13 protein-coding genes are annotated in these 14,097 nt (G+C 61.1%); 5 read left to right on the forward strand and 8 right to left on the reverse strand.

Features of this window, described 5'->3' with window-relative positions:
- Positions 1 to 29: 29 nt before the first annotated feature.
- The 7 genes from folK to dksA all read right to left on the reverse strand — a co-directional run bounded on the left by folK (position 30) and on the right by dksA (position 8,677).
- Complete coding sequence (folK, locus tag BM017_RS22225; RefSeq protein WP_092248403.1) at positions 30 to 527, reverse strand: 2-amino-4-hydroxy-6-hydroxymethyldihydropteridine diphosphokinase; 498 nt, start codon at positions 525 to 527, stop codon at positions 30 to 32.
- Between the two features lie 2 nt (positions 528 to 529).
- The gene (locus tag BM017_RS22230; protein WP_071490008.1) at positions 530 to 1,924 is read right to left on the reverse strand and encodes a polynucleotide adenylyltransferase PcnB; all 1,395 of its coding nucleotides are present in this window, start codon (positions 1,922 to 1,924) and stop codon (positions 530 to 532) included.
- Positions 1,925 to 2,632: 708 nt separating this feature from the next.
- The gene (locus BM017_RS22235; protein WP_092248406.1) at positions 2,633 to 4,063 is read right to left on the reverse strand and encodes a sigma-54-dependent transcriptional regulator; all 1,431 of its coding nucleotides are present in this window, start codon (positions 4,061 to 4,063) and stop codon (positions 2,633 to 2,635) included.
- 22 nt (positions 4,064 to 4,085) lie between these two features.
- Positions 4,086 to 7,040 carry a sensor histidine kinase gene (locus BM017_RS22240; RefSeq protein WP_162276390.1) on the reverse strand — a complete coding sequence of 985 codons (2,955 nt, stop codon included), beginning with the start codon at positions 7,038 to 7,040 and terminating at the stop codon, positions 4,086 to 4,088.
- A complete protein-coding gene (locus tag BM017_RS22245; protein ID WP_003176118.1) occupies positions 7,024 to 7,200 on the reverse strand; it encodes a hypothetical protein in 177 nt (58 codons plus the stop codon). Before BM017_RS22245 ends, BM017_RS22240 begins: the two co-directional genes overlap by 17 nt.
- Positions 7,201 to 7,262: 62 nt before the next feature.
- Positions 7,263 to 8,150: a tRNA glutamyl-Q(34) synthetase GluQRS gene (gene gluQRS, locus BM017_RS22250; RefSeq protein WP_092248409.1), complete on the reverse strand. Its 888-nt coding sequence runs from the start codon at positions 8,148 to 8,150 to the stop codon at positions 7,263 to 7,265.
- An 83-nt stretch (positions 8,151 to 8,233) separates the two neighbouring features.
- Entirely contained in the window at positions 8,234 to 8,677 is a 444-nt protein-coding gene (dksA, locus tag BM017_RS22255; protein ID WP_058427634.1) for an RNA polymerase-binding protein DksA, read from the reverse strand.
- A gap of 319 nt (positions 8,678 to 8,996) precedes the next feature.
- Here dksA and BM017_RS22260 point away from each other — a divergent pair, with 319 nt between their 5' ends.
- Together BM017_RS22260 and sfsA are read left to right on the forward strand one after the other, a co-directional pair.
- Positions 8,997 to 10,169, forward strand: coding sequence for a pyridoxal phosphate-dependent aminotransferase (locus BM017_RS22260; protein ID WP_071490012.1), 1,173 nt, complete (start codon positions 8,997 to 8,999; stop codon positions 10,167 to 10,169).
- Positions 10,169 to 10,879, forward strand: a complete 711-nt coding sequence (gene sfsA / locus BM017_RS22265) for a DNA/RNA nuclease SfsA (protein ID WP_092248412.1) — start codon at positions 10,169 to 10,171, stop codon at positions 10,877 to 10,879. The genes BM017_RS22260 and sfsA overlap by 1 nt, the downstream gene beginning before the upstream one ends.
- On the opposite strand, the gene BM017_RS22270 is transcribed toward sfsA, so the two are convergent.
- A complete protein-coding gene (locus tag BM017_RS22270; protein ID WP_071490014.1) occupies positions 10,876 to 11,193 on the reverse strand; it encodes a Rieske (2Fe-2S) protein in 318 nt (105 codons plus the stop codon). The two genes, sfsA and BM017_RS22270, sit on opposite strands and share 4 nt — an antisense overlap.
- A gap of 155 nt (positions 11,194 to 11,348) precedes the next feature.
- On the opposite strand from BM017_RS22270, the gene BM017_RS22275 reads away from it, so the two are divergent.
- From BM017_RS22275 to BM017_RS22285, 3 genes are read left to right on the forward strand one after another with little or no spacing between them, the layout of a single operon-like run.
- On the forward strand, positions 11,349 to 12,227 hold the full coding sequence (locus BM017_RS22275; RefSeq protein ID WP_092248415.1) for a heme/hemin ABC transporter substrate-binding protein: 879 nt from the start codon (positions 11,349 to 11,351) through the stop codon (positions 12,225 to 12,227).
- Positions 12,224 to 13,261, forward strand: coding sequence for a FecCD family ABC transporter permease (locus BM017_RS22280; RefSeq protein WP_092248418.1), 1,038 nt, complete (start codon positions 12,224 to 12,226; stop codon positions 13,259 to 13,261). Before BM017_RS22275 ends, BM017_RS22280 begins: the two co-directional genes overlap by 4 nt.
- Positions 13,261 to 14,028 carry a heme ABC transporter ATP-binding protein gene (locus BM017_RS22285; RefSeq protein WP_092248421.1) on the forward strand — a complete coding sequence of 256 codons (768 nt, stop codon included), beginning with the start codon at positions 13,261 to 13,263 and terminating at the stop codon, positions 14,026 to 14,028. Before BM017_RS22280 ends, BM017_RS22285 begins: the two co-directional genes overlap by 1 nt.
- Positions 14,029 to 14,097: the final 69 nt, after the last annotated feature.

Genomic DNA, 14,097 nt, shown 5'->3' on the forward strand with positions numbered 1-14,097 from the left:
GCATTGTTACGATGACGGTGTTACCGCTGTTACTGACGCGATTCAGCAACGGTGAGCCGTTCAAGACCGACAAACGGGCAGGCTTCAAGCAGTTCGTTGAGGGTTTGGCCATCGGGTAACGCCAGGCTGGCGGGCGCCAGTTCGGCCAACGGGTACAGCACAAAAGCCCTCAGGTGCATCTGGTAGTGCGGCACCTTGAGACGCGGTTCGTCGATCAGGCGATCGCCAAACAGCAGGATGTCCAGGTCAAGCGTGCGCGGGCCCCAGCGCTCGAGGCGTTCGCGGCCCTGGTCGTTCTCGATGGCTTGCAGCGCATCCAGCAGCTCAAGAGGGGCGAGGTTACTGTCAAGGGCAGCCACTGCATTGGTATAGCGCGGTTGGCCCGGGAGCAGGGAGTCACTTTGATAGAAGGCAGAGACACCGGCGACGTGCGTGCCGGGCAATTGCGCCAGTGCTTCGATAGCGCTGCGCAATTGCTGATCCGGGGCCGCCAGGTTGCTGCCCATGCCGATGTAGATGCGTTCCACGCTTATTCGCCCGAGGCGTCGGCCGCGCTGCGCTTGCGCTTGCTGCTGCTGCGGCGACGCTTCTTCGGCCCGGCGCCTTCGCCATCGCCTTTGCTGCCGAGGTCACGGATCATGTCGCGGCGTTCGCTGTCATTGGCGTCCTGGTAGTCGGTCCACCATTCGCCCAGGCCGTCGGTCTGCTCGCCGGCGCTCTCACGCAACAACAGGAAGTCGTAGCCGGCGCGGAAACGCGGGTTGTCCAGCAACAGGTCGGCACGTTTGCCACTGCGGCGTGGCAGGCGCTCCTGCATGTCCCAGATCTCACGGATCGGTATGGTGAACCGTTTTGGAATGGCGATGCGCTGGCACTGCTCGGCGATCAGCTCATGGGCGGCTTCCTGCATGGCCGGGATCGGCGGCATGCCACGCTCCTGCAGGCGCAGCACGCGCTTGGGCAGGGCCGGCCACAACAGGGCGGCAAACAGGAACGCCGGGGTGACCGGTTTGTTCTGCTTGATGCGCAGGTCGGTGTTGATCAGTGCTTCGCTGATCAGGGTGTGGGTGTACGTCGGGTTGTATTCCAGCGCCTCGGCGCTGGCCGGGAACAGTGGGTCGAACAACTGCAGGTCGACGAGCATTTCGAAGGTGTCGGCGGCGTAGCCCGAGAGGAACAGCTTCAACACTTCTTCGAACAGGCGCGCCGAAGGGATCTCCCGCAGCATCGGTGCCAGTTCGCGAATCGGCGCGGCGGTGTGTTTCTCGATGCCGAAGTTGAGCTTGGCGGCAAAACGCACCGCACGCAGCATGCGCACCGGGTCTTCCTGGTAGCGCTGGACCGGGTCACCGATCAGGCGGATCAGGTTGTTGCGGATATCGTGTACGCCATTGGCGTAATCGAGAATGCGCTCGCTGACCGGATCGTAATACAAGGCATTGATAGTGAAGTCGCGGCGCTGCGCGTCTTCCTCGAGGGTGCCGTAGACGTTGTCACGCAGGATGCGCCCGCTTTCGTTGCGAGAGGACTGATTGGTGTCTTCCTCTTCATCGTTTTGCGGGTGGCCGGCGCGAAACGTCGCAACTTCGATGATTTCGCGACCGAAGTGGATATGCACCAGCTTGAAACGCCGGCCGATGATCCGCGCATTGCGAAATTCGGCACGCACTTGCTCAGGCGTGGCGCTGGTAGCGACGTCGAAGTCCTTGGGCGTGATATTGAGCAGCATGTCGCGTACACAACCGCCCACCAGATAAGCCTGGTAGCCGGCGTTCTGCAAACGTTCGACGATATTCACGGCATAACGGCTGAATTGAGCGCGTTGCAGCGAATGCTGGCTGCTGTTGAGCACTTCAGGCGTGCTGCGTTTGTGTTGCGTACGACGCAAGGGAGAACGGAATGACTGGAACAACTTCTTCAGCATGGGATGCACTGTTTGAAGGAATGTTCGGCCATAACGAAGAATGACCGCATGATGGGCGGGGATTCTAGCATTTAGTCAGGGGATGGTGTAGGAACAAGCTGCAAGCCCCAAGCCAAAAGCTTCAAGAGGTTGCTGGGTGGTCAAATGGCGGAAACTACAAGGGGAGCCGAAGCTCCCCCAGAAGTAGTTGCGTGCTCTATTTTTATTATGGATTGCGGGCTTCTTGTTTTTGTTGATCGCCCTCGCCATGAAGCTTCACCTTCATGACACTCCCAATCGGGAGTCAAGAGCAAACGGATTGCTTTGGTCGCTGTGTTGCTGATCTACGATCCAACCAGTTCAGGCTCTGCCTTAGGGCAGTTTTTGTTGTTCTCGGCCTGGTTGCGGGGCAAGCCCCAAATGCAACGCCTCTCCAAAAGAATCAGTTAGCTGCGCCTCCGCCGTGTTGTTTTTGTTATGCGTGAGTCGATTCGTCTTATTTTTATTGTCTTGTACAAAGCTTGTTATTGTTTTTGTACTAAGCATATAGCAGGGTGCGTGCCAACTTTTGCACCGCCCAGCAAAACCGGGGGGTTGAGGTGGTATCGGGCTTTTGACGGCCCAAAAAAAACCGGGGCTTCGTTACCGTAAGCCCCGGCTTTTGTTACGCGAAATATCCGCGGTAACAGTTTTTTCACATCTGCGGGTGTTACCTGTGGGGGCGCGCCCTCAACTCTCGCTGGCCACGCCGGTCTTGCGCCGCGGAATGCCCAGGCGCTGGCGACGTTCCCACAGGCATTTACGGCTCACGCCCAGCTTGCGCGCCAGTTCGGTCTCGGTCATATGGTCCTGGTGCTCAAGGACGAAATGCTGGAAGTAATCTTCCAGTGACAGATCTTCCGTCGGCTCGTGGCTGGTGTTGCTACCGCCGCCCTGTTGTGGGGCCAGGCCGATGAAGTCGTCGTCCTCCAGATCGCTCAGCTCAATGTCGATACCCAGCAGCTCGGCGGAAATCTCCGGGCTCTCCGACAGGATCACCGCACGCTCGACCGCATTTTCCAGCTCCCGCACGTTACCCGGCCACGAGTAATGGCGAATCGCCTGCTCGGCGTCCGGGGCAAACTTCAGGTCGGTACGGTTGATGCGCGCGCTCTGGCGCAGCAGGAACGCGTTGGCGATCTCATTGACGTCGGCGCCACGCTCACGCAGGGCCGGCAACTTGAGGGCGATCACGTGCAGGCGGTAATACAAGTCTTCACGGAACTGGCCGATCTTGGCCAGGCTCTTCAGGTCCCGGTGGGTCGCGGCGATCAGTCGAACATCGACCTTCTGCGATTGCACCGAGCCCACACGGCGAATCTCGCCTTCCTGCAACACGCGCAGTAACCGCGCCTGGGCTTCCAGAGGCAGTTCGCCGATTTCGTCGAGGAACAGCGTGCCGCCGTCCGCCGCTTCCACCAGGCCCGCACGCCCGGCGCTGGCGCCGGTAAACGCGCCTTTTTCGTGGCCGAACAGTTCGGACTCGATCAGGGATTCAGGGATCGCCGCGCAGTTCACCGAGATCATCGGCGCCTTGGCACGCTTGGACAGGTTGTGCAGGGCGCGGGCCACCAGTTCTTTACCGGTGCCAGACTCGCCCTGGATCAATACATTGGAGTCGGTGGGCGCGACTTTGCGGATCTTGCTGTACAGGTCCTGCATGGGTGGGCAGGAACCGATGATGCCGATCTCGCCGTTGCTGTTGTCGACGCCTGGCTTGTCATTGGTTTTGCTCGCCGGTCGTTGCTCGGCCGGCGCGCTGCTGGCCGACTGGCGGTCGCGCAGGATACGGGCCACCGCCTGGAGCATCTCGTCATGGTCGAATGGCTTGGCGATGTAATCCACCGCGCCCATCTTCATGGAGTCCACCGCCGACCGCAGGCTGGCGTAGCTGGTCATGATCAGCACCGGAGTGCCCTGGCCCAGTTTGATCAACTCGGTACCAGGCGCGCCAGGCAGGCGCAGGTCGCTGACAATCAGGTCGAACGTGGGAATGCTGAACCGCTCCTGGGCTTCCTGCACCGAGCCGGCTTCGCTGACCTGGTACTGATTTCGTTCAAGCAGGCGACGCAAGGCAGAGCGGATAATGGTTTCGTCTTCGACGATCAAAATGTGCGGCATTGATTCAATTCTCTCGACGGTCTCAGTTCACAGCGGACGTCGCTTCGACATGACGCGGCAAGGTCACCCGAATACGGGTGCCGCGTTGGCTTTCGGTGTCAGCCGGGCTGTCGATGGTGATTTGTCCATAATGCTCTTCAACGATGGAATAGACCAGTGCAAGGCCCAGACCGGTACCTTCACCTGGGTCCTTGGTGGTGAAGAAGGGTTCGAACAATCGGTCCATGATGTTCTGTGGAATACCGCTGCCTTCATCTTCGACGATCAGATCGACCGTATGTTCGAAAGCCTCGGTCTTGACGCGCACCGCACCGCCGGCCGGGGTGGCGTCACGGGCGTTGGACAGCAGGTTGATCAGCACTTGGGCGAGGCGTTGGGAGTCGCCGTCGACCCAATGGTCGGGGTCGCATAAATTGAAGAACTGTACTTCGAAATTGCGCCGGTTCAAGGCCAGCAGCCCAATGGCGTCCTGTGCCACCTCGGCCAGGCACACGGCTTCGTCGTGGTTCTGGTGGGCGCCGGCGTGGGCAAAGCTCATCAGCGACTGCACGATGCGCGAAACACGCTTGGTCTGTTCGAGGATCTGCCCGCTGATTTCGGTGATTTCGCCGTCGTCTTCACGCTCTTCCCGCAGGTTCTGCGCCAGGCAGGCAATACCGGTGATCGGATTGCCGATTTCATGGGCCACGCCCGCCGCCAACCGACCGATACTGGCCAGGCGCTCGGAGTGCACCAGCTTGTCTTCGAGCATCTGGGTTTCGGTCAGGTCTTCCACCAGCAGCACCAGACCACTGTTACCGGGGGCCAGGGGTTCGTCGATGGCGGCTTTGTGCAGGTTGAGCCAGCGGGTCTGGCCGTCGAGGGCCAGGTGCTGCTTGTGCAGGTGTTCGTCGGGCAGATTGATGAAACCTTGCAACAGTTCTTTCCACGGCTCGCCCAGTGTATTCAGGCGTGAGCCGACTACGCGTTGCGCCGCGATACCGGTGAGTTCTTCCATGGCCTTGTTCCACATCAGGATCTCTTGATCCTTGGCCAGGGAGCAGACGCCCATCGGGAGTTCCTGCAGGGTCTGGCGGTGGTAGCGACGCAGGGCATCGAGTTCGGCGGCCAGGCCTGTGAGGCGGGAGTGGTAGTCCTCCAGCCGGCTTTCGATGAAATGGATGTCTTCGGTTACGTAGTTTTCGCCGCCGGCCTTGTAGGGCAGGAAGGTTTCCACCATGTCCTGGGACACGCTCGGCCCCATCAATCCGGACAGGTTGGCTTCGATACGGTCACGCAGGCGGCGCAGGGCGTACGGGCGGCGCTCATCGAACGGCAGGTAGAGATCGCGCAGCGCCTGCTCGACTTCCTTCTGTGCCGCCTTGGCACCCAACGGCTTGGCCAGTTGCGTGGCGAATTCCTGGGGTGAGGCGGCATGCAATTCACGTCGTTGCGGACGGCGTACGTTATCCACCGCGCAAGCTTCGGCGGCGCTGGTTTCTTCCGGGCTGGCGTTGGTAAACAGTGAGATCAGGGTGAACATCAAGACGTTGGCGGCCAGCGACGCAATCGCGGCCATGTGCCAACTGGTGTCATCCAGCACGTAGATCATGTTCAGCAACGGGATGTAGAAGCCCTGCAGGTTGCCGACCAGCGGCAGCAGCATGGTCACGACCCACACCAGGATCCCCGCCAGCAGCCCGGCGATGAAGCCACGCCGATTGGCGGTCGGCCAATACAGTACCGACAGCACGCCCGGCAGGAACTGCAAGGTGGCGACAAATGCAACGATCCCCAGGTTGGCCAGGTCTTGACCCGCGCCCAGCAGCAGGTAGAAACCATAGCCGGCCATGATGATCGCGACGATCAGCGCGCGCCGTGTCCATTTCAGCCAGCGGTAGATATTGCCCTCGGCCGGTGGTTGGTACAGCGGTAACACCAGGTGGTTGAGTGCCATCCCCGAGAGGGCCAGGGTGGTCACGATGATCAACCCGCTGGCAGCCGATAGCCCCCCGACGTACGCCAATAGCGCCAAGGCCGGGCTATTCGCGGCTATGCCGATGCCCAGGGTGAAATACTCAGGATTGGTGGTGGCCCCCAGTTTCAGACCGGCCCACAGGATCAGCGGCACCGCCAGGCTCATCAACAGCAGGAACAACGGCAAACCCCAGCTGGCGCTGACCAGCGAGCGCGGGTTGAGGTTTTCGGTAAAGGTCATGTGGTACATGTGCGGCATCACGATTGCCGAGGCGAAGAACACCAGCAGCAGTGTGCGCCAGGGGCCTTCCTGCAATGGCGTATGCAGGGCGGCGAGGGCGGTCTGGTTCTGCAGCAGCCACAGTTCCAGCTGTTGCGGGCCGTCGAACACGCCGTAGAGCGCGTACAGGCCAACGCCGCCGATGGCGATCAGCTTGATCACCGACTCGAAGGCAATCGCGAACACCAGGCCCTCGTGCTTCTCGCGGGTGGCGATATGGCGTGAGCCGAAGAAAATCGTGAACAGCGTGATCAGCGCGCAGAAGGCCAGGGCCACCCGATGTTGCACCGGTTCGCGGGTCAGGATGCTGATGGAGTCCGCCACCGCCTGGATTTGCAGGGCCAGCAACGGCAGCACGCCGATCAGCATGAACATGGTGGTCAGCGCGCCGGCCCAGGTGCTGCGAAAGCGGAAGGCGAACAGGTCGGCCAGGGAGGACAGTTGGTAGGTGCGGGTGATCTTCAGGATCGGGTAAAGCAGCACCGGTGCCAGCAGAAACGCACCGGACACCCCGAGGTAGCTGGAAAGAAAGCCGTAACCGTATTGATAGGCCAGGCCTACGGTGCCATAGAACGCCCAGGCGCTGGCGTAAACGCCAAGGGACAAGGTGTAGGTCAGCGGATGGCGAATGATCGCCCGCGGAATCATTCCACGCTCACTGATCCAGGCCACCCCGAACAGCGCGGCCAGGTAGGCGGCGCTGATCAGCAGCATCTGGGTCAGGCTAAAGCTCATCGGCATCTTTTTGGCTCTGCAGGATGAAAGTCACGACGATCAGGATCAGCCACAGCAGATAAGGGCGATACCAGGCGCCCGTGGCGTCGATCCACCAATCCATGATGGCGGGGGAAAACAGGTAGATCCCGACGACCAGCAGCAGGACCAATCGATAGATGTACATGTTGGCCTCTGATTGAAAAACTGCGGCGATGGTAACGGATGCCGGCCAAGCTGCAAGCGCCTTCAGCTCAATTGCGCTTCTGCCAGCGTGAGTGTGTGCGGTATCCGCGTGGCGTCCCAGTGCTGGATGCCCCAATCCAGCAGTTCCCGTGGGCTGGCGTGGAGCAGCTCGTCACCGGGTTGCTGCCCGAGGGCGCGCAGGGCCCTTAATAGCAAAGGCGTGGCCTGGTCGGGTGTCAACGGCGGGGAACGATAGGATTTGCCCAATTTGTTACCGTCCGGCTGGACGATCAGTGGCACATGCAGGTAGCGCGGTTGGCGCAGGCCGAGCAGTTCCTGCAGGTAGAGCTGGCGCGGCGTGGAGTCGAGCAGGTCGGCGCCGCGCACGATGTCGGTAACACCTTGCCACGCATCGTCGAGGACGACTGCCAATTGATAAGCATAGAGCCCATCGCGGCGACGGATGACGAAATCGCCTACATCGCGACCCAGGTGCTGTCGGAATTCGCCCTGGACGCGGTCGGTAAAGTGGTAAGCAAGCTCAGGAACACGCAAACGGATGGCGGCATCTTGCTGATCGTGGCCGGCATTGCGACACAGGCCCGGGTAGATGCCGTTGTAGGCCTCCAGTTGTTTACGTGAGCAAGTGCAGGCGTAGGCGAGGCCGTGGTTGAACATATCGTTCAGTACTTTGGCATAGGCTTCGTGCCGTTCGCTTTGTCGGACCAGTTCGCCGTCCCACTCAAACCCGTAGCTTTCCAGTGCGTGCAGGATCGCAGCCTGGGCGCCGGGCTCTTCGCGGGGCGGGTCGAGGTCTTCCATGCGCATCAGCCAGCGGCCGTGGTTGGCGCGGGCGTCGAGGTAGGAGGCGAGCGCGGCGACCAGTGAGCCGAAATGCAAGTGGCCGCTGGGCGTGGGGGCAAAACGCCCGATATAGGTAGAGGCTGTCATGGGCCGGATACTACTGGAAATTCGCTAAACCCCAGAAACAAAAATGGGGCGTTCGCACGCCCCATTCGTTCAGCTCGGCTGGATTACTTGCCGACCTGTTTTTCCTTGATTTCGGCCAAGGTCTTGCAGTCTACGCAGAGGTCTGCGGTTGGGCGGGCTTCCAGGCGACGAATACCAATCTCGACACCGCAGGATTCGCACCAGCCGTATTCTTCGTCCTTGATCAGCTGCAGCGTCTTGTCGATCTTCTTGATCAACTTGCGCTCGCGATCACGGGCGCGCAGTTCCAGGGCGAATTCTTCTTCCTGGCTCGCGCGGTCGGCCGGGTCAGGGAAGTTGGCTGCTTCGTCCTTCATATGGTCAACCGTACGGTCGACTTCCTGCATCAAGTCCTGTTTCCACTTGTTCAGGATCTTGGTGAAGTGCTCGCGCATGGGCTCGCCCATGTACTCCTCACCTTTCGTCTCTACGTAAGGTTCGAAGCCGTTGAGGCCTTGAGTCTGCTGTTGCTTTGCTTGGGTGGACATGAATAGACCGCCTCTCACTCTTCTAATCCATTGCGCAGGATTGCAACGTCACCGACACCTGCCGGCCCTGCGGCTGCAAGCGGGCGAACTTACCAGATAGATTCGGGGTGCGCCACTCCCGGTTGTCGAGGCCCACCGCAAAGGGGTTGCAAACTGCGACTGCCCGCCATTGCTGGGTATGTGTTGCCTCGAATGTAGATTTTAGTCGGTTTGCACGCGCTTGCCCGGACTGCACATGCCGCCGGGCAGGCAATAGAACATGTTTTACGGCGCGGGTTCGGTAGAATCCAGATTTTGTCCTCACCGTTAAGGAAGGCTAATGGCCCAGCCCTACAGTGCGCGCAGTCGCGCCATCGAACCTTTTCATGTCATGGCATTGCTGGCGCGGGCCAATGAGCTGCAGGCCGCCGGCCATGATGTGATCCACCTGGAAATCGGCGAGCCGGATTTCACCACCGCCGAGCCGATCATCCAGGCCGGCCAGGCGGCATTGGCCAATGGTAAGACCCGTTACACTGCAGCCCGTGGCCTGCCAGAGTTGCGCGAAGCCATCAGCGGTTTTTATCAGCAGCGTTACGGCTTGAACGTGGATCCCGAGCGCATTCTGATCACTCCTGGCGGGTCCGGCGCGTTGCTGCTGGCCAGCAGCCTGCTGGTTGACCCGGGCAAGCATTGGCTGCTCGCAGACCCTGGTTACCCCTGCAATCGCCACTTCCTGCGCCTGGTAGAGGGCGCGGCGCAACTCGTGCCGGTAGGCCCGGAGGTGCGCTATCAGTTGACCGCCGACCTGGTGGCCAGGCACTGGGATCAGGACAGTGTGGGCGCGCTGGTGGCCTCGCCAGCCAACCCGACGGGGACGATCCTCACCCGTGACGAATTGGCCGGGCTTTCTGCGGCCATCAAGGCGCGCAACGGCCACCTTGTGGTGGATGAGATCTACCATGGCCTCACTTACGGCACCGACGCAGCCAGCGTGCTGGAAGTCGACGACGACGCCTTCGTCCTCAATAGTTTTTCCAAGTATTTCGGCATGACCGGCTGGCGCCTGGGGTGGCTGGTTGCACCCCCGGCGGCAGTGGGCGAGTTGGAGAAGTTGGCGCAAAACCTCTACATCAGTGCTCCTAGCATGGCCCAACACGCGGCGCTGGCGTGTTTCACCCCACAGACCCTGAGCATTCTCGAAGAGCGCCGTGCCGAATTCGGTCGCCGTCGCGACTTCCTGTTGCCCGCCCTGCGCGAGCTGGGGTTTGGCATCGCCGTTGAGCCGGAAGGGGCGTTCTACTTGTACGCCGATATCAGCGCATTTGGCGGTGATGCCTTCGCATTCTGCCGCCATTTTCTCGAAACCGAGCATGTGGCTTTTACGCCTGGCTTGGACTTTGGCCGCTACCAGGCCGGTCATCATGTGCGTTTTGCCTACACGCAGAACCTCGATCGGCTACAAGAAGCGGTGGAGCGGATCGCCCGTGGTCTGCGGAGCTGGCAAGGCTGATGCGCTTTAATCCTCCCCTTGAAGAAGCGCGACTGATTCGCCGCTACAAGCGTTTTCTCACCGATATCGAGACCGTTACCGGCGAGTTGCTGACCATTCATTGCCCCAACACGGGCTCAATGCTCAATTGCATGGTGGAAGGTGGGCAGGTCTGGTTCAGCCGCTCCAATGACCCCAAGCGCAAATTGCCCGGCACCTGGGAAATCGCCGAGACGCCCCAGGGCCGGTTGGCCTGTGTGAACACGGCGCGGGCCAATCAATTGGTCGAGGAGGCGCTGCATGCAGGGGTGATCACTGAGCTCAATGGCTTTACCGCGTTGAAACGCGAAGTGCCTTACGGCCAGGAGAAAAGCCGCATCGACTTTCGCCTGGATTATCCCGACGGCGCGGCCTATGTCGAAGTCAAAAGTGTGACCCTGGGCTATGACGGCTCTGCGGTTGCGGCGTTTCCCGACGCGGTGACCCAGCGCGGCGCCAAGCATTTGCGTGAGCTGGCGCACCTGGCGCGGGAGGGTGTGCGCGCGGTGCAGCTGTACTGCGTCAATCTCTCGGGGATTGAGGCTGTGCGACCGGCGGTGGAAATCGACCCCGGTTATGCCGCAGCCCTGCGTGAAGCCAAGGCGGCAGGGGTGCAAGTGCTGGCGTATGGCGTGCGTGTGACCTGCGAAGAAATCTGTGTAGGCCGGCGCCTGGACGTGCTGCTCGACTAGAGTTCCACCCATAGGCCTTGAGCGTCTTCGCAGCCGCGCAGGGCGGTCAGGCTCTGCCCGGCGCAAGGGCCGGCGATGCATTCGCCATTCTCGATCAGGAACAGGGCCCCGTGAGTCGCACACTGGATCAGGCTGGCGCTGTCGTCGAGAAACTGGTCGGGTTGCCATTCCAGTGGAATGCCACGATGGGGGCAACGGTTGATGTAGAAGTACGCAACGCCGTCGCGACGCACGGCCAGCAGCTTGCACCCGTCGATATCAAAACCGAGGCTGCTGTTGGGCGCGAGTGCGGTGGAGGGGCAGAGAAACTTCATTTCACTCCTTAAGTGCCTTGACGTTCAAATGCAAACAATTATCAAATGCCGGCTCGCCCGTCAGCTGACCGGGCGCTCAATACGATGCCAGACGGGCGTTTGCTGTCACATCAATGAGTGCTTGAGCGGCCCTGCCCTTGGAAGGAAACCCTGTTATGCGACTGAGTACCAGCGCTATTGCGCTCGTTGTCGGACTGCTGGTCAACCACGGGGCGCAAGCCTCTGAACTGCCACAACGCTGGGTGAGTGCCGGTGGGGCGCTGTCGGAATGGGTGACGGCCCTGGGCGGCGAGTCGAAACTGGTCGGGGTGGACACTACCAGCCAGCATCCCGAGTCCCTCAAGGCGTTGCCGAGCATTGGTTATCAGCGGCAATTGTCGGCGGAAGGCATTTTAAGTCTGCGCCCGCAGGTGCTGGTCGGCACCGAAGAAATGGGGCCGCCGCCGGTGCTGGCGCAGATTCGCAGTGCAGGCGTGCAGGTGGAAATGTTCTCGGCGCAGCCGGACCTGCCAACGTTGAAAGACAATCTTCAACACCTGGGTAAGTTGCTGGGCAGCGAGGCCAAGGCCACCGAATTGTTTACCGGATATGAGCAGGCGCTGGATCAGCAGAAACGCTGGGTGACCAAGGCCCAGTCCACGCAAAAGGCGCCAGGCGTGTTGTTGTTGCTCGGGCATGCAGGCGGCAAGCCGCTGATCGCGGGCAAAGACACGGCGGCCGACTGGATGTTGCAACAGGCGGGCGGGCGCAATCTGGCGGTCCATGAAGGTTACAAGCCGTTTTCGGTGGAGTCGTTGGCGGGCTTGAGCCCGGATGTACTGGTGTTTGCTGACCGTGCCTTGACCGCAGACGCAGCGCGTGCGGCACTGTTCAAGGAAAACCCGATCCTGGCGTCCACGCCGGCGGCCAAGAGCGGGCGAGTGTTTGAGGTCGATCCCACCCTGTTGGTCGGCGGACTTGGGCCGCGTATGCCGCAAAGCCTCGCGGACCTGTCTGCCGGGTTTTACCCGTCCCAGGCCAAACCAGCCCCATGACCACTCCGGTAAGACCGAAAACGCTGTTTGTTGGGTTGGCGTTGTTGTGTGTCTTGGCGATCTGGCTTTCGCTGGCGCTGGGGCCAGTCAGCTTGCCTCTGTTGGATACGCTCAAAGCCGCCTTGCGCTTGATGGGGCTGCCTATTGAGCCCCAAGGGCTGGAGCAGGCTGAGCTGATCCTGGGGCAGATCCGTTTGCCACGCACGCTGCTGGGCTTGGCTGTCGGCGGGGTATTGGCCTTGTCGGGGGTGGCGATGCAGGGGTTGTTCCGCAATCCTCTGGCGGATCCGGGTTTGGTCGGGGTCTCCAGCGGTGCTGCGCTGGGGGCGGCGGTGGCGATTGTCGGCGGTTCGTTTTTCGGTGGTTTGCCGGATGCAGTTGGACCTTACCTGTTGTCACTTTGCGCATTCCTGGGAGGGCTGGGTGTGACGGCACTGGTATATCGCTTGGGGCGGCGCAACGGCCAGACCAACGTCGCGACGATGCTGCTCGCGGGCATTGCCCTTACGGCTCTCGCCGGTTCGGCGGTGGGCCTGTTCACCTACCTGGCCGACGACGCCACCTTGCGCACCCTGACATTTTGGAACCTGGGCAGTCTCAACGGCGCCAGCTATTCGCGGTTATGGCCGCTGTTGCTCGTGAGCGCGGGTGTGGCGCTGTGGTTGCCGCGCCGGGCCAAGGCGTTGAATGCCCTGTTGCTCGGTGAGTCGGAGGCCAGTCATCTCGGCATCGATGTGGAACGGCTCAAGCGCGAATTGGTGTTGTGCACGGCGCTGGGCGTGGGGGCGGCGGTTGCCGCAGCGGGCATGATCGGTTTCGTGGGGCTGGTGGTGCCGCATCTGGTGCGCTTGTTGGCGGGGCCGGATCATCGTGTGCTGTTACCGGCATCGGTCTTCGCGGGTGCGAGCCTTTTGTTGTTTGCCGATCTGGTCGCACGGCTTGCCTTGGCACCGGCTGAGTTGCCGATCGGTATCGTTACAGCGTTTATCGGTGCGCCGTTCTTTCTTTTCCTGTTGTTGCGGGGGCGTGCCTGATGCTTCGTGTGGAAGACCTGCACATCCGTCGCGGGCGCAAAACCGTATTGGCGGATATCACACTCGACCTGTTGCCGGGTGAAGTGCTCGGCGTGTTGGGGCCCAATGGTGCAGGCAAAAGTACGCTGCTCGGTGCGTTGTGCGGCGAGTTGCATCCCGACCTAGGCACAGTGTGCCTGGATCAACGTCCTTTGCAGGCGTGGAGTGGGGCACGACGAGCACAGCGCCTGGCGGTATTGCCGCAAAGCTCGACGTTGGACTTCGCTTTCCGTGTCGAAGAGGTTGTCGGCATGGGCCGCTTGCCTCATCAGACCGGGCGCGTGCGCGATGACGAGATCATCGAGGCGGCCTTGCAGGCGGCTGACGTCGGGCACTTGAGCGGTCGCAGCTACCTGGCGTTGTCCGGTGGCGAGCGCCAGCGGGTGCACCTGGCGCGCGTGCTTGCACAATTATGGCCAGGTGAAGCGGGGCAGACGTTGTTATTGGATGAGCCGACGTCAATGCTGGACCCTTTGCATCAACACACGACCTTGCAGGCCATTCGTACCTTCGCCGATCGTGGGGCGGCGGTGCTGGTGATCCTTCATGACTTGAACCTCGCAGCCCGTTACTGTGACCGTATTCTGTTGCTGGAGGCGGGGCGTCCGCATGCCTTGGATACGCCGGCGCAAGTGATGCAGCCTGAGCCCCTGAAAGCTGTTTTTGGTCTGGATGTGCTTGTGCAGGCTCATCCCCAGCGTGGGCATCCTCTGATCATTGCGCGCTGAATTCGACTTTTTCATAGGCAAAAAAAGACCCGGCAAAAGCCGGGTCAAATAACCGTGATTAGCCTGATG

This window comes from Pseudomonas sp. NFPP04 (assembly GCF_900113815.1).
Lineage (GTDB): Bacteria > Pseudomonadota > Gammaproteobacteria > Pseudomonadales > Pseudomonadaceae > Aquipseudomonas > Aquipseudomonas extremorientalis.

Excerpts from the sequence above, each read along its gene's own strand:
- BM017_RS22230 (WP_071490008.1), bottom strand. The coding sequence starts at position 1,924 with ATGCTGAAGAAGTTGTTCCAGTCATTCCGTTCTCCCTTGCGTCGTACG.
- BM017_RS22235 (WP_092248406.1), bottom strand. The coding sequence starts at position 4,063 with ATGCCGCACATTTTGATCGTCGAAGACGAAACCATTATCCGCTCTGCC.
- BM017_RS22240 (WP_162276390.1), bottom strand. The coding sequence starts at position 7,040 with ATGCCGATGAGCTTTAGCCTGACCCAGATGCTGCTGATCAGCGCCGCC.
- BM017_RS22245 (WP_003176118.1), bottom strand. The coding sequence starts at position 7,200 with ATGTACATCTATCGATTGGTCCTGCTGCTGGTCGTCGGGATCTACCTG.
- gluQRS (WP_092248409.1), bottom strand. The coding sequence starts at position 8,150 with ATGACAGCCTCTACCTATATCGGGCGTTTTGCCCCCACGCCCAGCGGC.
- dksA (WP_058427634.1), bottom strand. The coding sequence starts at position 8,677 with ATGTCCACCCAAGCAAAGCAACAGCAGACTCAAGGCCTCAACGGCTTC.
- BM017_RS22260 (WP_071490012.1), top strand. The coding sequence starts at position 8,997 with ATGGCCCAGCCCTACAGTGCGCGCAGTCGCGCCATCGAACCTTTTCAT.
- sfsA (WP_092248412.1), top strand. The coding sequence starts at position 10,169 with ATGCGCTTTAATCCTCCCCTTGAAGAAGCGCGACTGATTCGCCGCTAC.
- BM017_RS22270 (WP_071490014.1), bottom strand. The coding sequence starts at position 11,193 with ATGAAGTTTCTCTGCCCCTCCACCGCACTCGCGCCCAACAGCAGCCTC.
- BM017_RS22275 (WP_092248415.1), top strand. The coding sequence starts at position 11,349 with ATGCGACTGAGTACCAGCGCTATTGCGCTCGTTGTCGGACTGCTGGTC.
- BM017_RS22280 (WP_092248418.1), top strand. The coding sequence starts at position 12,224 with ATGACCACTCCGGTAAGACCGAAAACGCTGTTTGTTGGGTTGGCGTTG.
- BM017_RS22285 (WP_092248421.1), top strand. The coding sequence starts at position 13,261 with ATGCTTCGTGTGGAAGACCTGCACATCCGTCGCGGGCGCAAAACCGTA.